General features: G+C 60.8%; 13 protein-coding genes. 9 read left to right on the top strand and 4 right to left on the bottom strand.

Annotation, left to right across the window (positions count from 1 at the left end; all coding sequences use genetic code 11):
* Positions 1 to 36 precede the first annotated feature (36 nt).
* Positions 37 to 261 (bottom strand): hypothetical protein, encoded by a 225-nt coding sequence (locus ACESY8_RS18695; protein ID WP_007488969.1) that lies wholly within the window; start codon positions 259 to 261, stop codon positions 37 to 39.
* Between the two features lie 160 nt (positions 262 to 421).
* Here ACESY8_RS18695 and ACESY8_RS18690 point away from each other — a divergent pair, with 160 nt between their 5' ends.
* On the top strand, positions 422 to 667 hold the full coding sequence (locus ACESY8_RS18690; protein WP_007488970.1) for a helix-turn-helix domain-containing protein: 246 nt from the start codon (positions 422 to 424) through the stop codon (positions 665 to 667).
* 332 nt (positions 668 to 999) lie between these two features.
* Here the strand turns inward: ACESY8_RS18690 and radA are convergent, their stop codons facing one another.
* Entirely contained in the window at positions 1000 to 2373 is a 1374-nt protein-coding gene (gene radA / locus ACESY8_RS18685; RefSeq protein ID WP_054339558.1) for a DNA repair protein RadA, read from the bottom strand.
* The gene (locus ACESY8_RS18680; RefSeq protein WP_044940205.1) at positions 2370 to 3122 is read right to left on the bottom strand and encodes an N-acetylmuramoyl-L-alanine amidase; all 753 of its coding nucleotides are present in this window, start codon (positions 3120 to 3122) and stop codon (positions 2370 to 2372) included. The genes radA and ACESY8_RS18680 overlap by 4 nt, the downstream gene beginning before the upstream one ends.
* 127 nt (positions 3123 to 3249) lie before the next feature.
* On the opposite strand from ACESY8_RS18680, the gene ACESY8_RS18675 reads away from it, so the two are divergent.
* The 8 genes from ACESY8_RS18675 (at position 3250) to ACESY8_RS18640 (ending at position 12098) form a co-directional block, all read left to right on the top strand.
* Positions 3250 to 3708 (top strand): NanQ anomerase/TabA/YiaL family protein, encoded by a 459-nt coding sequence (locus ACESY8_RS18675; RefSeq protein ID WP_227127392.1) that lies wholly within the window; start codon positions 3250 to 3252, stop codon positions 3706 to 3708.
* 186 nt (positions 3709 to 3894) lie between these two features.
* Complete coding sequence (locus tag ACESY8_RS18670) at positions 3895 to 4353, top strand: spore coat protein CotJB (protein WP_024724094.1); 459 nt, start codon at positions 3895 to 3897, stop codon at positions 4351 to 4353.
* Entirely contained in the window at positions 4354 to 4950 is a 597-nt protein-coding gene (locus tag ACESY8_RS18665) for a manganese catalase family protein (RefSeq protein ID WP_024724095.1), read from the top strand. It begins immediately after the preceding gene.
* A 162-nt stretch (positions 4951 to 5112) separates the two neighbouring features.
* Positions 5113 to 5814, top strand: coding sequence for an ABC transporter ATP-binding protein (locus ACESY8_RS18660; RefSeq protein ID WP_009256861.1), 702 nt, complete (start codon positions 5113 to 5115; stop codon positions 5812 to 5814).
* A gap of 1 nt (position 5815) precedes the next feature.
* Positions 5816 to 8128 (top strand): FtsX-like permease family protein, encoded by a 2313-nt coding sequence (locus tag ACESY8_RS18655; RefSeq protein WP_498794929.1) that lies wholly within the window; start codon positions 5816 to 5818, stop codon positions 8126 to 8128.
* Between the two features lie 16 nt (positions 8129 to 8144).
* Positions 8145 to 9599 carry an efflux RND transporter periplasmic adaptor subunit gene (locus tag ACESY8_RS18650; RefSeq protein ID WP_087361552.1) on the top strand — a complete coding sequence of 485 codons (1455 nt, stop codon included), beginning with the start codon at positions 8145 to 8147 and terminating at the stop codon, positions 9597 to 9599.
* A 29-nt stretch (positions 9600 to 9628) separates the two neighbouring features.
* Positions 9629 to 10762, top strand: a complete 1134-nt coding sequence (gene iadA, locus ACESY8_RS18645; protein ID WP_434307658.1) for a beta-aspartyl-peptidase — start codon at positions 9629 to 9631, stop codon at positions 10760 to 10762.
* 127 nt (positions 10763 to 10889) lie between these two features.
* The gene (locus ACESY8_RS18640) at positions 10890 to 12098 is read left to right on the top strand and encodes a GNAT family N-acetyltransferase (RefSeq protein WP_054339556.1); all 1209 of its coding nucleotides are present in this window, start codon (positions 10890 to 10892) and stop codon (positions 12096 to 12098) included.
* Between the two features lie 164 nt (positions 12099 to 12262).
* On the opposite strand, the gene fba is transcribed toward ACESY8_RS18640, so the two are convergent.
* Entirely contained in the window at positions 12263 to 13231 is a 969-nt protein-coding gene (gene fba, locus ACESY8_RS18635) for a class II fructose-1,6-bisphosphate aldolase (RefSeq protein WP_009256866.1), read from the bottom strand.
* Positions 13232 to 13441 lie beyond the last annotated feature (210 nt).

Here is a 13441-nt window from a genome sequence, read left to right as displayed (position 1 = left end):
GTTCCGCCCCGCCCCGCCCGGCGGCGGGGGTGGGCCTCACCAGGGCCGCCGCGTCAGCGCCTCCCGGAACGGCACCCCCTCCCGCTTGCACAAGTCGATCAGCTCAGTGTTTATCAGGCTCTCGCATCGGTACTTGTATTCCAGCCTGTCCCGCTCTGCCCTGGCCGCCTCCGCCTGGGCCTCCAGCTCCGCCACCCTGGCCCGCAGGGCCAGCACCTCGTCGTCCGGGCTCAGCCGGACGTGGATTTCGATGGGCTCCATGCGCTCCCCTCCTGTCTGTCAAATCCCACTTTACACTCCGGGGCCGTAGGGCCGCTTTGTGGCCCGCCCCCGTCTCCCCTGCTCGGAAAGTCAATTCCTATTTGACGCAAGCTTACTACAGATGTGACCTTGTGTCAACACTTCTGTAGTAAACCGTGGTATGATACCCGCAAAGGAGGCGGTTTCCATGGACTACACCCAGCGCCTGCGCGACCTGCGCGCCGACCATGACATGAGCCAGGCGGCCATTGCCGCCGCGATTGGCATCGATCAGAAGCAGTACAGCCGCTACGAAACCGGCATAAACGAGCTACCGCTTCGCTACCTGGTGAAGCTGTGCCAGGTCTACCAAGTCAGCGCGGACTATCTTCTGGGCCTGCCCCGGGGGCTGAGTTGGCCCCGCTGACGCGGGGGATGTTGTTCAGGGGCGGCCCCCTTCTGAGGGGGCGCGCGGGGTGGTTGTTCATGCCCTGCGGGCATACAAAAAAGGGGCGGAATACTCCGCCCCTTTTTTGGGTACAATATCTAAACTGAAAGGTTTTTATTTTGTTGAGTTGGAGATATACCCCCTCTCGATTGGAGTGATACCGGTGAGCCTGATAGCCTGCACCAGTGCGTGTGTCTATCAACAGGACGGATACTGCACATTGGAGCGCGCATCCTCCTGCGGCGTGCCCTGTGCGGAATCTCCTTGCGTCAATTTTGTGCCGCGGCGGAACTGCGGTACAACTGTGACGCCTACAAAAGCGCGGCCAGCGCCTCACGGATGTTGCGGACCGGAATGAGCTGCAGGCCGTCCGGGGCGTCCAGCTTTCCGCCGGTACGGGCTGGGATCAGGCACTTTGTGAACCCCAGACGGCGCACCTCGCTCAGCCGCTGGCCCAACGCATTGACTGAGCGCAGCTCTCCGGTCAGGCCAACCTCGCCGATGGCGGCCAGATCTCCAGGCACGGGCTTGTCCCGGAAGCTGGAAGCCAGGGCGACGATCATGGCCAGGTCGGCGGCGGGCTCGTCCAAAAACAAGCCGCCGATGACGTTAATATAGGCGTCACAGGAACTGACCATCAGTCCACCCCGCTTTTCCAGAACAGCCAGCAACAGATTCGCCCGGTTGAAGTCGAAGCCATTGGCGGTCCTGCGCGGTACATTGAAGCTGGTGGGCGCCAGCAGGGCCTGTACCTCGGCCAAAACAGGCCGCACTCCCTCCATGACGCAGGTGACGCAGGTGCCAGGGGTGTCCTGAGGCCGTCCCGAGAGCAGCATCTCCGATGGATTGGGCACTTCGCTCAGGCCGGAGTCCTCCATCTCAAAGACGCCGATCTCATTGGTGGCACCGAAACGGTTCTTTGCCGCGCGCAGAATGCGGTAGGAGTTCTGCTGCTCACCTTCGAAATAGAGCACGCAGTCCACCATGTGCTCCAGCACCTTGGGGCCCGCGATAGACCCCTCCTTATTGACGTGTCCGATGACAAAGACGGTGATCCCCTGCCCCTTCGCCAACTGCATCAGCGCCATAGTACAGTCCTTTACCTGTCCCACGCTGCCGGGAGCGGTGGTCAGATCCCCGTTGTAGAGGGTTTGGATGGAGTCCACAATTAGCACGTCTGGCTTCAGCTCGTTGACCGACTCCAGCACATCCTCTAGGTTGGTCTCAGCCAGAAGGTACATTCCCTCTCCACGGACATGGAGCCGCTCCGCCCGCAGCTTGATCTGCCGCTCCGACTCCTCCCCGGAGACATAGAGCACAGAGGCAAAACGGCACAGGTTGTCGCAGATCTGGAGCATCAGGGTGGACTTGCCGATGCCGGGGGCACCCCCCACCAGCACCAGAGAGCCCTTCACCGCTCCCCCGCCCAGCACCCGGTCCAGCTCATTCATCCCGGTTTCAAAGCGGAGCTCGTGGGTGGTTTCCACCTCGCGCATGGGCCTGGGCCGGTTGCCGGTTCCCCGCAGGCCGCCCCCAGCGACAGAGGCGGCGGCCGCACTCCTCTTTTTCGGCTCTGTCGGCCGCTCCACAAGGGTATTCCATGCCCGGCAGGCGGGACATTGGCCGGACCACTTTGGGGTTTCATTTCCACACTCGGTACAATAAAACAGTGTTTTTGCTTTCATTCTGAGGCGACGCCTCCCTTTTGTAGTGAAAAGCCTTCCCCTCTCCCCTCCTCGTCCAGCCATTGCAGCCAGGAGGCGGCCAAGGCGGAGGCCAGCTTGGTCTGATAGGCGCCGGATTGCAGCAGCAGCTCTTCCTCTGCATTGGACAGGAAGCCGCATTCCACCAGGATCGCCGGACAGGTGATGTGGTTCATCAGATAGACGCTGTCCGGGATGGGCTTTGCCTCACGGGTGTTGCCCGGGTCCAGTGCGGCCCGCAGTGTCTCCTGTGTGAGTTGTGCCAGAGGTTGACTGAGCTCTCCGTTGGAATAGAACACCTGAGCGCCGTGGTACTTCCCGTCCGGAAAGGTATTCTGGTGTACGCTGAGCAGGACAGCATGCTCCGTCTCCTCGATCCGGGCCACACGGTTGTGGAGGTCGGAGACTTTTTTCTCCCGGAGGGTTTGCGCACTGTCATCATGGAGGGAGATATCCTCACTGCGCAGCAGAAGCGGTGCCTCGCCATACAACCCCAGAAGCTGATCCAGCTTCTGCACAATGGCCAGATTGATTCCGCTCTCCGGTACCCCGGAGAGCGAGACCGCGCCTCCATCCTCCCCGCCGTGACCTGCATCCAGAACCAGGGTCTGTCCACCGCTGCGGATGGGAGAAAAGGTCGCCAAAGCGGCCCGGCCCGGCCAGAACCAGAAAAAATAGACTGTACCGACGGCCAACGCGGCCAGCAGGACCCAGCTTCCAATTTTCTGCATATCAAACGCCCCCTCTCAGACACGGTATGAGAGGATATTTTTTATTATAACACACCTTACAGATTTTTGTTGCCTTTTGCGTGCAGACACGATAGGATAAAGACAGGAAACAATGGAGGTGCTTTCTATGGTCGTTGACAAAATCGAGCATGCGTCCCTCTACTATGGTCTGGGGAAACGGTTTCAAACGGCATTGGAGTGGCTGGCTTCGGCGGACGTTGGCGCATTGACGCCTGGCCAGCGGATGGACATCGACGGGGACAATGTGTTTGCAACGCTCTTTGAGGTGGACACGCTGCCGCCTGAGGCGTGCAAGCTGGAGTGCCACCAGAACTATGCGGATATTCAATATTTGCTCTCCGGCATGGAGGGTGCGGGCTATGCCCTGCCCGACGCGGAGCTTCGCGCGCTGAGTGAGTATGACCCAAAGGGAGACATCCAGTTTTATACGGCTGAGTGGGACACGCTCACCATCCGGCCGGGTACCTTCTACATCGTCTGGCCCCAGGACCTCCACGCCCCCCGTGTGGCGCTGGGACAGCCTGGGCCGGTGCAGCGCCTGGTGGTAAAGGTTAAATTAAAATAAAACGCAACGTGAGGCGGAAAAACTGTCTGTCAGTCGCCACCCGATTCCAAAACCCGCCCCATCGCCCGCGTTCGGGCCGATGCGGGCGGGTTCCCTTTTTCTCTCCCTGCATAGAATGTGACGAAGGGGGCTGGTGGGAGCCGCCTCCCCCCTTCCCTCTTCAATTTATGTAAGGAGGAACTGCGTTTGTATCCCGACAATAATATGCCAAATACCTGCGGAGACGCCTGCGGTACTATGCCTGAGTGCGCCCCGCTGGCGGTCCCATATGTCCCCTTCCAGCAGACCAATCCCAAGCGCTACTCCCAGCAGGATGCGCTGAATAACGGTACGCTTTTCCCCGGCCTGAACCTCCCCTTCCGCGTTAAGCCGGACGCGGCAAAGGTGATGGGCGGCGCGCTGGCGGAGCTCCAGGCCCTGGAGTTTGTTCTGGTGGAGCTGGGCCTCTACCTGGACACCCACCAGGGCGACGCGGAGGCCTTTGAGCTCTATAAGCAGTATGCCGCAATGGAAAAGGAGGCCCGGGAGAAATACGAGGCCATGAACGGACCGGTCACCCAGATGGCCACGGCCAACGCGAAGACATGGGCTGCCTGGCTGAGTGAGCCCTGGCCCTGGAACTACCAGGAAGGAGGCATGAAGTAAATGTTTATTTACGAGAAGAAGCTGCAGTATCCGGTCAAGATCGCCAACTGCAACCCCAAGCTGGCCTCCTTCATCATCAGTCAGTACGGCGGGCCGGACGGCGAGTTGGGCGCCTCCCTGCGTTATTTGAGCCAGCGCTATTCCATGCCCTACCCCGAGCTCAAGGGCCTGCTGACCGATATCGGCACCGAGGAGCTGGGGCATCTGGAGATGATCGGCGCCATCGTCCATCAACTGACCCGCAATCTGAACGATGAGCAGGTGCGGGAGGGCGGCTTTGCGCCCTATTTCGTCGACCACACCACCGGCGTCTACCCCACCGCCGCCTCCGGCTTCCCCTGGAACGCCGCTTCCATGGCGGTCAAGGGCGATGTGATCTGCGACCTGTCCGAGGACATGGCCGCCGAGCAGAAGGCCCGGGTTACCTACGACAACATCCTGCGCATGTCCGACGATCCGGATGTCAACAACGTCATCCGCTTCCTGCGTGAGCGGGAGATCGTTCACTTCCAGCGCTTCGGCGAGGCGGTGCGTCTGGCCAAGGAGAAGATGGACCAGAAAAACATCTACTTTACCAACCCGGCGTTTGACAAATAAACCCATCAGAGCCCCCGCACAGCTTTCGTGCGGGGGCTTTTCCTGTCGCCACTGGGCTTGCGTTTTTTGCCGCTTGGCGCTATGATCTAATATAGAAGAAAAAATAAAGAGAAGCGGAAGAATTTCGTCAAATTCACTATAGCGAAAATGGAGTGGGCGCGTATGGCAGGGGTCCAATTGGAACATGTGGTGCGGGAGTACACCATGGGAAGGACAACCATTCGGGCGGTAGACGACATCAGCTTTACCATACCGGAGGGGAAATACACCATCATTTTGGGGGCCAGCGGCGCGGGCAAATCGACGGTACTCAACATCTTGGGCGGCATGGACTCCCCCACCTCCGGCCGGGTGACGGTCAACGGCAGGGAGATCTCCGGCTTCAACAAGCGTCAGCTTACGGAGTACCGCCGGGAGAGCATCGGCTTTGTCTTTCAGTTCTACAACCTGATGCCCAATCTGACGGTGCTGGAGAACGTGGAGCTGGCCAGCCAGATCTGTAAGAATCCTCTGGACTCCCGGCAGGTGCTGGCCATGGTAGGGCTGGGAGACCGGCTAAACAACTTCCCAGCCCAGTGCTCCGGCGGAGAGCAGCAGCGCGGCGCCATCGCCCGTGCGCTGGCCAAGAATCCCGATGTCCTGCTCTGCGACGAACCCACTGGGGCGCTGGACTACCAAACCGGAAAGGCTATTCTGGCCCTGCTGTACGATCTGTGCAAAAAGAGCCGGAAGACCGTGGTGGTGGTCACCCACAACGGGGCGCTGGCGCCGACGGCGGACGTGCTCATTCGGATGAAAAGCGGAAAAATCGAATCTTTTGAGGAGAATCCGAGTCCGGTGCCTGTGCAGGAGCTGGAGTGGTAGGATGATCTGGAAAAACTTTGTGCGGGATCTGCGCCGCACGGCCTCCCGCCTGATCTCGGTCAGCATCATCACCATGATCGCGGTGATGGTCTATACCGCCCTCAGCGGCATCCTCACCAATATAGAGCGCATCTCCGCCTCCTATCTGGATGGGCAGAATGTGGCGGACTACTGGCTCACAGGCGTCAATCTGGACCAGGGGGACTGCCGGACGCTGGAGGGCATCGCAGGGGTGACTGGGGTGCAGCCTCGGGTAGTTCTGGACGCGGAGGAGCGCCACGACAGCAGTGTGACCCTCCAGCTCTATGCCGTCCCCGGGGACTACGCCATCAACACGCCCTATGTGGTGGAGGGCCGCCTGCCGGAGAGCAGCCGGGAGATTGTGCTCAGCGATACGCTGGCAAGGGCCCGGGGGCTCCATCCCGGGGACTGGTACGAGCTGACACTGACGGGAACCGGCCGGTACCTGCGGGTACGGATCAGCGGACTGGCCAAAGACCCGGAGTGCCTCTACTATGTGAATACCACAACGCCGGCCCCGGATTTGACCCACTATGCCTTTGCCTATGGAAATGAGACGCTTTTGCAGGAGCTGATGGGGGCAAACCGCTACAATCAGATCTGCATCACCACCGACGGGAGCCTCTCTGCGGCGCGGCTCCGGCTGGCGGTGGACGCGGCCCTGGGGGACCGGGTCGTGAACATCCTGTCACTGGAGGACAATACCCAGGCCTACTATCTGCTGGAGATGCGGGACAACCTGGCGCCCATACTCAACATTTTCCCGGTGCTCTTTTTCCTGTGCGCGGTGCTGATGATGGTGAGCACCATGAACCGGCTGATCGAGAACGCCCGCTCGGATATCGGAACCTTCAAGGCGCTGGGGTACTCTGATGTCAAAATCATGTGCTATTATCTGCTCCATGCCCTCCTGGTGGTCGTGGTAGGGTTCCCGGTGGGCGCATGGCTGGGACGGTATGTGTCCGCCCTGATCGTTTCCACCATCGCCATCGGGTGTGATCTGCCGCCCTATACGGTGGTACACGACTTTGCCGCCTGGGGGCGGGCTCTGGGGCTGACCGCCCTGTGCTGCATCGGGAGCGCCTGGCTGGTGGCCCGCTCGCTGCTGAAGGAGACCCCGGCCCAGTGTATGCGGCCCAAGCCGCCCAGGAGCACAAAGCCCGTGGCGCTGGAGCGGCTCGGCCCGGTCTGGCATCGGATGGGCTTTAATCAGAAGTACATCATCCGCAATACCCTCCGCAACAAAGTGCGTATGGCCACCTGTATCTTCGGTATTGCCTTCTGTATGGCACTGGTCTTTCTGGCCTTTGCTCTGCGGGACTCCATTCAGGCCTACTCGGACGCGCTGGCCGAGCGGCAGAACCGCTACGACCTCATGGTGGATCTGAGCACGTCGGTGACTGAGGGGCAGTACCGGCGGCTCGCCAATGACATGGGTGTAACGGAGGCGGAGCTGGAGATGAGCACCGCCTGCTGGCTCTACACGGACTCGCAGCGGGCCACGGCGGCGCTCACAGTGACGGAGGATCAGGTCTCGCTGAAGCGGTATGACCCCTATGCCGAGGGCGCGCTCACCCTTCCGAAAAACGGGCTGGTACTGGAGGAGTCCCTGGCGAATGAGCTGGGACTGCGGGCCGGCGACCGGGTGACGCTCCGGTTTGCCGGGGACAGCCGGTATTACTCCGTGTCCGTGGCGGAGGTCAACCGCTGTGTCAGCGGGGCCTGTCTGAGCCGCAGCCTGTGGAGGAGCCTGGGCCTGGCTTACACGCCCACGGCCGCCTACCTCACCAGCGATGGGCCGGAGGCGCTGGCCGCGCGGCTGGGGGACTATGACTTCGTGGACGCATGGCAGACCCGTCAGGCCGCCACAGCTGCCGCGGTGGAGCGGCTGAGCAGCATGTCCATGGTAGTCTATATCCTGATCCTGTTCGGCGGCGGGCTGGCCTGCATCGTCATTTACAATCTCGGCATCATGAGCTTCTTTGAGCAGCTCCGCAGTCTGGCGACCTTGATGGTGCTGGGCTTTTATGAGAAGGAGATCAAGACCCTTCAGTTGAGCGAAAACATCATTTTCGCCGTGTGTGGGATTCTCCTGGGCATCCCGCTGGGGGTTTCCCTGAACCGCATGATCCTGGCCTCCATCACCACCATGCCTCTGATGGAGGCCACCAGGCCGGCCTCTCTGGCCCTGTCCTGTGCGGTGACGCTCCTGTTCGCGTTGGCAGTCAACGTGGTGATCGGGCGTAAAATGCGGGAGATCGACATGCTGGGCGCGCTCAAGAGCGTGGAATAACAAAGAGGTGGATGGAATGAAACGATTGAAACAGGGGGCGGCTGCGCTGACCGGTGCGCTGCTTCTGCTGAGCGGCTGCTCCGGCGGCGTGGATGAATACCAATGTGTGCATCCGGAGACCGGGACTCTGGTGCAGCAGCTTGTGGAGGGCACGGGGACGGTGAGCTATCGGGAGGAGTATTCCGTCATCCCCACCGTCAGCGCCAAGATCCTCTCCTGTTCCATCGAGGAGGGGGACACGGTTACAGCCGGACAGGTGCTCTATGTGCTGGACTCCGGCGCTCTGGAGGATCAGATCACCCAAGCCCGCCTGTCCCTGAACAGCGCGCAGGCATCCTATGCCCAGGCGGTGGACGCCTGTACGGAGCTGACCGTTCCCGCCCATGCCTCGGGGACGGTGACGGAGGTCTATGTCCACGTGGGAGACTATGTGAATACGGGAACCGCCATCGCATCACTGGTGGACAGCGCCAACCTCACCCTGACGGTGCCCTTTGCGGCGGAGGACGCGGCGGCTATGGCCCCGGGCAATACCGCGGCGATCACCTTTCCGGGACAGGCAGGTACCGTCACTGGGACGGTAGAACGGGTGTACGACACGTCTACGGCACTCTCCGGCGGCCGAGAGGGCGTGTATGTGGAGCTCACCTTCCGCAATCCGGGCGCGGTGCTGAGCGGGACGGCGGCTCTAGCCTCGGTGGGCGGCGCCGCCTGTATGGAGGCCGGAACAGTGGCCAACGCCACGGAGCAGTCCATCTACGCCACCCAGTCCGGCCAGGTGGCCTCCCTGCCCATCCAGGCGGGAACCGCCGTCACTGCCGGTCAGACGGTGATGACATTGGAGAACGCCAGCCTGACCAACGCCGTAACCAACGCCTCTCTCTCGGTAGAGTCGGCGCAGGTCAACCTGGCCCAACTGGAGGCCAAGCGGGCGGACTACACCGTGACGGCGCCCGTGGACGGCACGGTGCTGGAGCGCCCGTTCAAGACCGGCGACTATGCGGCGGCGGCCACCTCCCTGGCCACCCTGGCCCAGCCGGATTCCCTGTGTGTCTCTGTGGAGATTGATGAGCTGTATATCAATCAGGTGGGGGTTGGCCAACAGGCGCGGATCACCTTTGCGGACGGCCAGACCCATGAGGCGCGGGATTACGACGGGGTTGTAAGCCGTATGGATGACACCGGCGTGTCCTCCGGCGGGGTAACGGACTACAGTGTAGAGATCAGCCTGACCCGTGCCGAGGAGCTGAAGGCCGGAATGAACGTCACGGTGGAGATCCTGGTGGCCCAGAGCGAGGACTGCATGAGCGTTCCCTCTGAGGCGGTGACAGGCGGTGTGGTCCGCGTGCTGCGGGACGACGCGCGGGAGCCGGTGGAGGTGCCGGTGGAGACCGGACTGTCCGGGGACGGCGTGACCGAGATCCGCTCCGGCCTGTCGCCGGAAGATTGGGTTATCGTGGATGCTTATTAAGATGGGGTGTCGATAGGATGGGAAACGAAATGAAGACGGTATTGCTGAAATCAGTACAACTGTACGATCCAGATCCCAAGGGGATCTGCGACCTCTTTCTGTGCGGCGGGCGGGTCGCTGCCGTCGGCCAGGGGCTGGTCCCCAACCTGCCCGGCGTGGCCGTGCTGGACGGAAGCGGCCTGACGGCCTTTCCGGGCCTAGTGGATCAGCACGTCCACTTTACCGGCGGCGGCGGAGAGTGTGGCTTCCGCAGCCGTGTGCCGGAGCTGTCCCTCACGGATTTTACTACCGCGGGTGTCACCACGGCGGTGGGACTGCTGGGTACCGACAGCGCCACCCGCAGCCCCAAGGCCCTGCTGGCCAAGACCAAGGCGCTGAATGAGGAGGGGCTCACGGCCTATTGCCTGACAGGGGCGTATGACATCCCCTCCCCTACTGTCACCGGCTCCCTGAAGGATGATGTGACCTACCTCTCAGAGGTTCTGGGCGTCAAGGTGGCGCTGTCGGACCACCGGGGCGGCCACCCCACGCTTGAGCAGTTCATCCATATGGCCTGTCAGGTGCGGCTGGGGGCCCTGACCGCCGGAAAACCCGGCGTGGTACACATCCATATGGGCAGCGGAAAACGGGGACTCGGCCTGGTCTATGACTTGCTGGAGGCCACGGATCTGCCCATCTGGCACTTCCGTCCCACCCACATGAGCCGTTGGCAGAGCGAGGCCGCGGCGTTTGCCCGGAAGGGCGGGATGGTGGACTTTACTGCCAATGCCGACCCAGAAAAGTGCGCCCTGCCTGTGCTGCGCACCATGGAGGAGGCACCGCTGGAACGCATCACCATCAGCTCCGACGCCGGAGGGAGCATGCCGCGATGGTCGGAGGATCACTGCACCATGCTGGGCATGGGGGTGGGCAAGATGGACAACCTCCTCCCCACCATCCGCCGTCTGGTGCGGGAGCACCGAGTGCCGCCCGAGCGGGCCATCCGTCTTTTGACGCAGAATGTGGCCGATGGGCTCTGCCTCTCACGCAAGGGCCGCCTGACAGTGGGAGCGGATGCGGATGTGCTGCTGGTGGACCGGGACTGGAACATCCACACGGTACTGGCCGGCGGAGAGATCATAGTGTCGGACGGGCAGGTGGTTAAACAACCCTATATTTCTTAAGAAAGCAAGTGGACGGCATGGCCGGGGTTTGGCTATGCCGTTCACTGTTCGACAGAGATACGTTGCAAACGGCGCTTGTCCCTGCTAAAATAAAAGCACGTCCCCAATTCCAAGAAAGGATGGAAACATGAATCAAAAAAGGCTGAATATGCGCCCGGTCAGCAGCGACTATCTGGAGCAGTACAATGCACTGCTCCGCTATGTGTTTCAGGTGACAGACCAGGAGCTGAGTTCGGTGGGCTGGCAGGAGAAGGAGATTATCCGCGCCAAGTTTCCGACCATGGAAAAAGCCGACGTGCTCGGATGGTTTGACGGAGATACCCTGGTCTCCCAGGTGGCGGTCTACCCCATGCAAGTGCGGATTTACGGGCGCACCTATGCCATGGGAGGACTGACCGGTGTGGGAACCTATCCGGAGTATTCTAACCTAGGGCTCATGCACAGGCTGCTGGAGCAGGCCCTGCGGAATATGCGCAGGCGTGGGCAGTATATCTGCTATCTATATCCATACTCAATCCCCTATTACCGGCGGAAGGGCTGGGAGCTAGTATCCGATACAATCTCCTATGAGATCAAGGATTATCAGCTCCCCAAGGCCCGGCAGGTGCCGGGGACAGTCCGGCGGGTCAAAACAGATGGCCCTGAGGTAAAGGAGGCTTACGCCCGTTATGCCTGGCACACCCATGGCGCGGTGCTTCGGGATGAGCTGGCGTGGAATGAGTACTGGCTGTGGGATCCGGACGACATCATGGCCGCGGTCTACTATAACGAGCGCAACGAGCCGGACGGATATGTCATCTACTGGATTTCCAACGAAGTCTTTCATATTAAGGACATGATCTTCCGTAGCGAGGAGGCGCGTACCGGGCTGTGGAATTTTGTCTCTGCCCATTTCTCCATGATTACCCAGGTGGAGGGGAGTATATATACCGACGAGCCGTTGGCCTTCCTGCTGGAGGACGCCAGCATAAAGGAGACAATCTCACCCTACTATATGGCCCGTATCGTGGATTTTCCCGCATTTGTGGCGGACTACCCCTTTAAGGCGGACTCCATGGAGCGTGAGTGGCGCTTTACCCTGACCGATCCGATTCTGGAGTGTAACCAGGGCGCGTTTCGGCTGTGCATCTCCCAAAACGGCCAGGGGCGGGCGGAGCGGATTGCGGAACCGTGCGCCGACCAGATCAGTATTCAGACGATGACCACCATGCTGATGGGATATAAGCGCCCGGACTACCTGGCCAGGATAGGACGTCTGAGCGCTGACGAAGCCACCATCGATATGCTGGAGGATGCCATTGAGCAGCAAGCACCCTATATCTCCGACTATTTTTAAGAGGACGCGTCGCTTGGTGCCCTCTGCCTTAAAAAAGCATTTGCGTGCGCAATTGACCGCGCACGCAAATGCTTTTTTAGCCTGTCCTACGGCGGAACCGGGCGATTAAACCAGAAGAAAAGAGCGGGGAGAGAATTTCTCCTCTCCCCGCTTCCGGGCAGATGTTACGCCTTGCCGTCGCAGCCCAGCACATGGATGAGCTTGTGCTTGACCATCTCCTTGATGTTGGCCCGGGCGGGCTTCAGATACTCGCGGGGGTCGAACTTGTCGGGGTGCTCGGCAAAGAACTGGCGGATGGTGCCGGTCATGGCCAGGCGCAGATCAGAGTCGATGTTGATCTTGCACACGGCCAGACGGGCAGCCTGGCGGAGCTGCTCCTCAGGAATACCCACGGCATCGGGCATCTTGCCGCCGTTTTCATTGATCATCTTTACGTACTCCTGGGGGACAGAGGAGGAGCCGTGGAGCACGATGGGGAATCCAGGCAGGCGCTTGGAGACCTCGTCCAGAATGTCGAAGCGCAGAGGCGGGGGTACCAATTCGCCCTTCTCGTTGCGGGTGCACTGGTCGGCGGTGAACTTGTAGGCGCCATGGCTGGTGCCGATAGCAATGGCCAGGGAGTCGCAGCCGGTCTTGGAGACGAACTCCTCTACCTCTTCGGGATGGGTGTAGTGGGACTCCTCGGCGGAGACCTGCACGTCGTCCTCAATGCCGGCCAGCGCGCCCAGCTCGGCCTCCACCACCACGCCGTGGTCGTGGGCGTACTCGACCACCTTGCGGGTGATCTCGATGTTCTCGGCAAAGGGCTTGGAGGAGGCGTCGATCATCACGGAGGTGAAGCCGCCGTCAATGCAGGACTTGCAGGTTTCAAAATCCGGGCCGTGATCCAGGTGCAGGGCAATGGGGATCTCGGGGCACTCAATGACCGCCGCCTCCACCAGCTTGACTAAATAGGTGTGGTTGGCATAGGCGCGGGCGCCCTTCGACACCTGGAGAATCATGGGGGCGCGAACCTCTCTGGCCGCCTCCGTGATGCCCTGAACAATCTCCATATTGTTTACATTGAACGCACCGATGGCGTAACCGCCGTCATAGGCCTTTCGGAACATTTCCTTCGTGGTAACCAGTGGCATAGAGGGCTCATCTCCTTCGTTTATTTGCCACATGATTCTATCAGTTTTCATTGCCAATTGCAAGAGGACGTGCTATGATATTTACGCAAAAACCGCTAGGTTCACCAAACTAAACTACGGTCAGGGAGGTACGATTCATGAGTGAATTGAGAGGAGCCTGCATCATCGGGCAGTCGGGAGGCCCCACTGCGGTCATCAATGCCAGCGCGC

The organism is Clostridium sp. ATCC BAA-442, from assembly GCF_964239415.1.
Taxonomy (GTDB): Bacteria; Bacillota; Clostridia; order Oscillospirales; family Oscillospiraceae; genus Flavonifractor; species Flavonifractor plautii.
This window is presented reverse-complemented; position numbering and strand designations above follow the sequence as displayed.

What these genes read in the sequence shown, in the direction of transcription:
- ACESY8_RS18640 (WP_054339556.1), top strand. Translation starts at nt 10,890, where the DNA reads ATGAATCAAAAAAGGCTGAATATGCGCCCGGTCAGCAGCGACTATCTG.
- ACESY8_RS18655 (WP_498794929.1), top strand. Translation starts at nt 5,816, where the DNA reads ATGATCTGGAAAAACTTTGTGCGGGATCTGCGCCGCACGGCCTCCCGC.
- ACESY8_RS18675 (WP_227127392.1), top strand. Translation starts at nt 3,250, where the DNA reads ATGGTCGTTGACAAAATCGAGCATGCGTCCCTCTACTATGGTCTGGGG.
- iadA (WP_434307658.1), top strand. Translation starts at nt 9,629, where the DNA reads ATGAAGACGGTATTGCTGAAATCAGTACAACTGTACGATCCAGATCCC.
- ACESY8_RS18680 (WP_044940205.1), bottom strand. Translation starts at nt 3,122, where the DNA reads ATGCAGAAAATTGGAAGCTGGGTCCTGCTGGCCGCGTTGGCCGTCGGT.
- ACESY8_RS18665 (WP_024724095.1), top strand. Translation starts at nt 4,354, where the DNA reads ATGTTTATTTACGAGAAGAAGCTGCAGTATCCGGTCAAGATCGCCAAC.
- radA (WP_054339558.1), bottom strand. Translation starts at nt 2,373, where the DNA reads ATGAAAGCAAAAACACTGTTTTATTGTACCGAGTGTGGAAATGAAACC.
- ACESY8_RS18650 (WP_087361552.1), top strand. Translation starts at nt 8,145, where the DNA reads ATGAAACGATTGAAACAGGGGGCGGCTGCGCTGACCGGTGCGCTGCTT.
- ACESY8_RS18690 (WP_007488970.1), top strand. Translation starts at nt 422, where the DNA reads ATGATACCCGCAAAGGAGGCGGTTTCCATGGACTACACCCAGCGCCTG.
- fba (WP_009256866.1), bottom strand. Translation starts at nt 13,231, where the DNA reads ATGCCACTGGTTACCACGAAGGAAATGTTCCGAAAGGCCTATGACGGC.
- ACESY8_RS18695 (WP_007488969.1), bottom strand. Translation starts at nt 261, where the DNA reads ATGGAGCCCATCGAAATCCACGTCCGGCTGAGCCCGGACGACGAGGTG.
- ACESY8_RS18660 (WP_009256861.1), top strand. Translation starts at nt 5,113, where the DNA reads ATGGCAGGGGTCCAATTGGAACATGTGGTGCGGGAGTACACCATGGGA.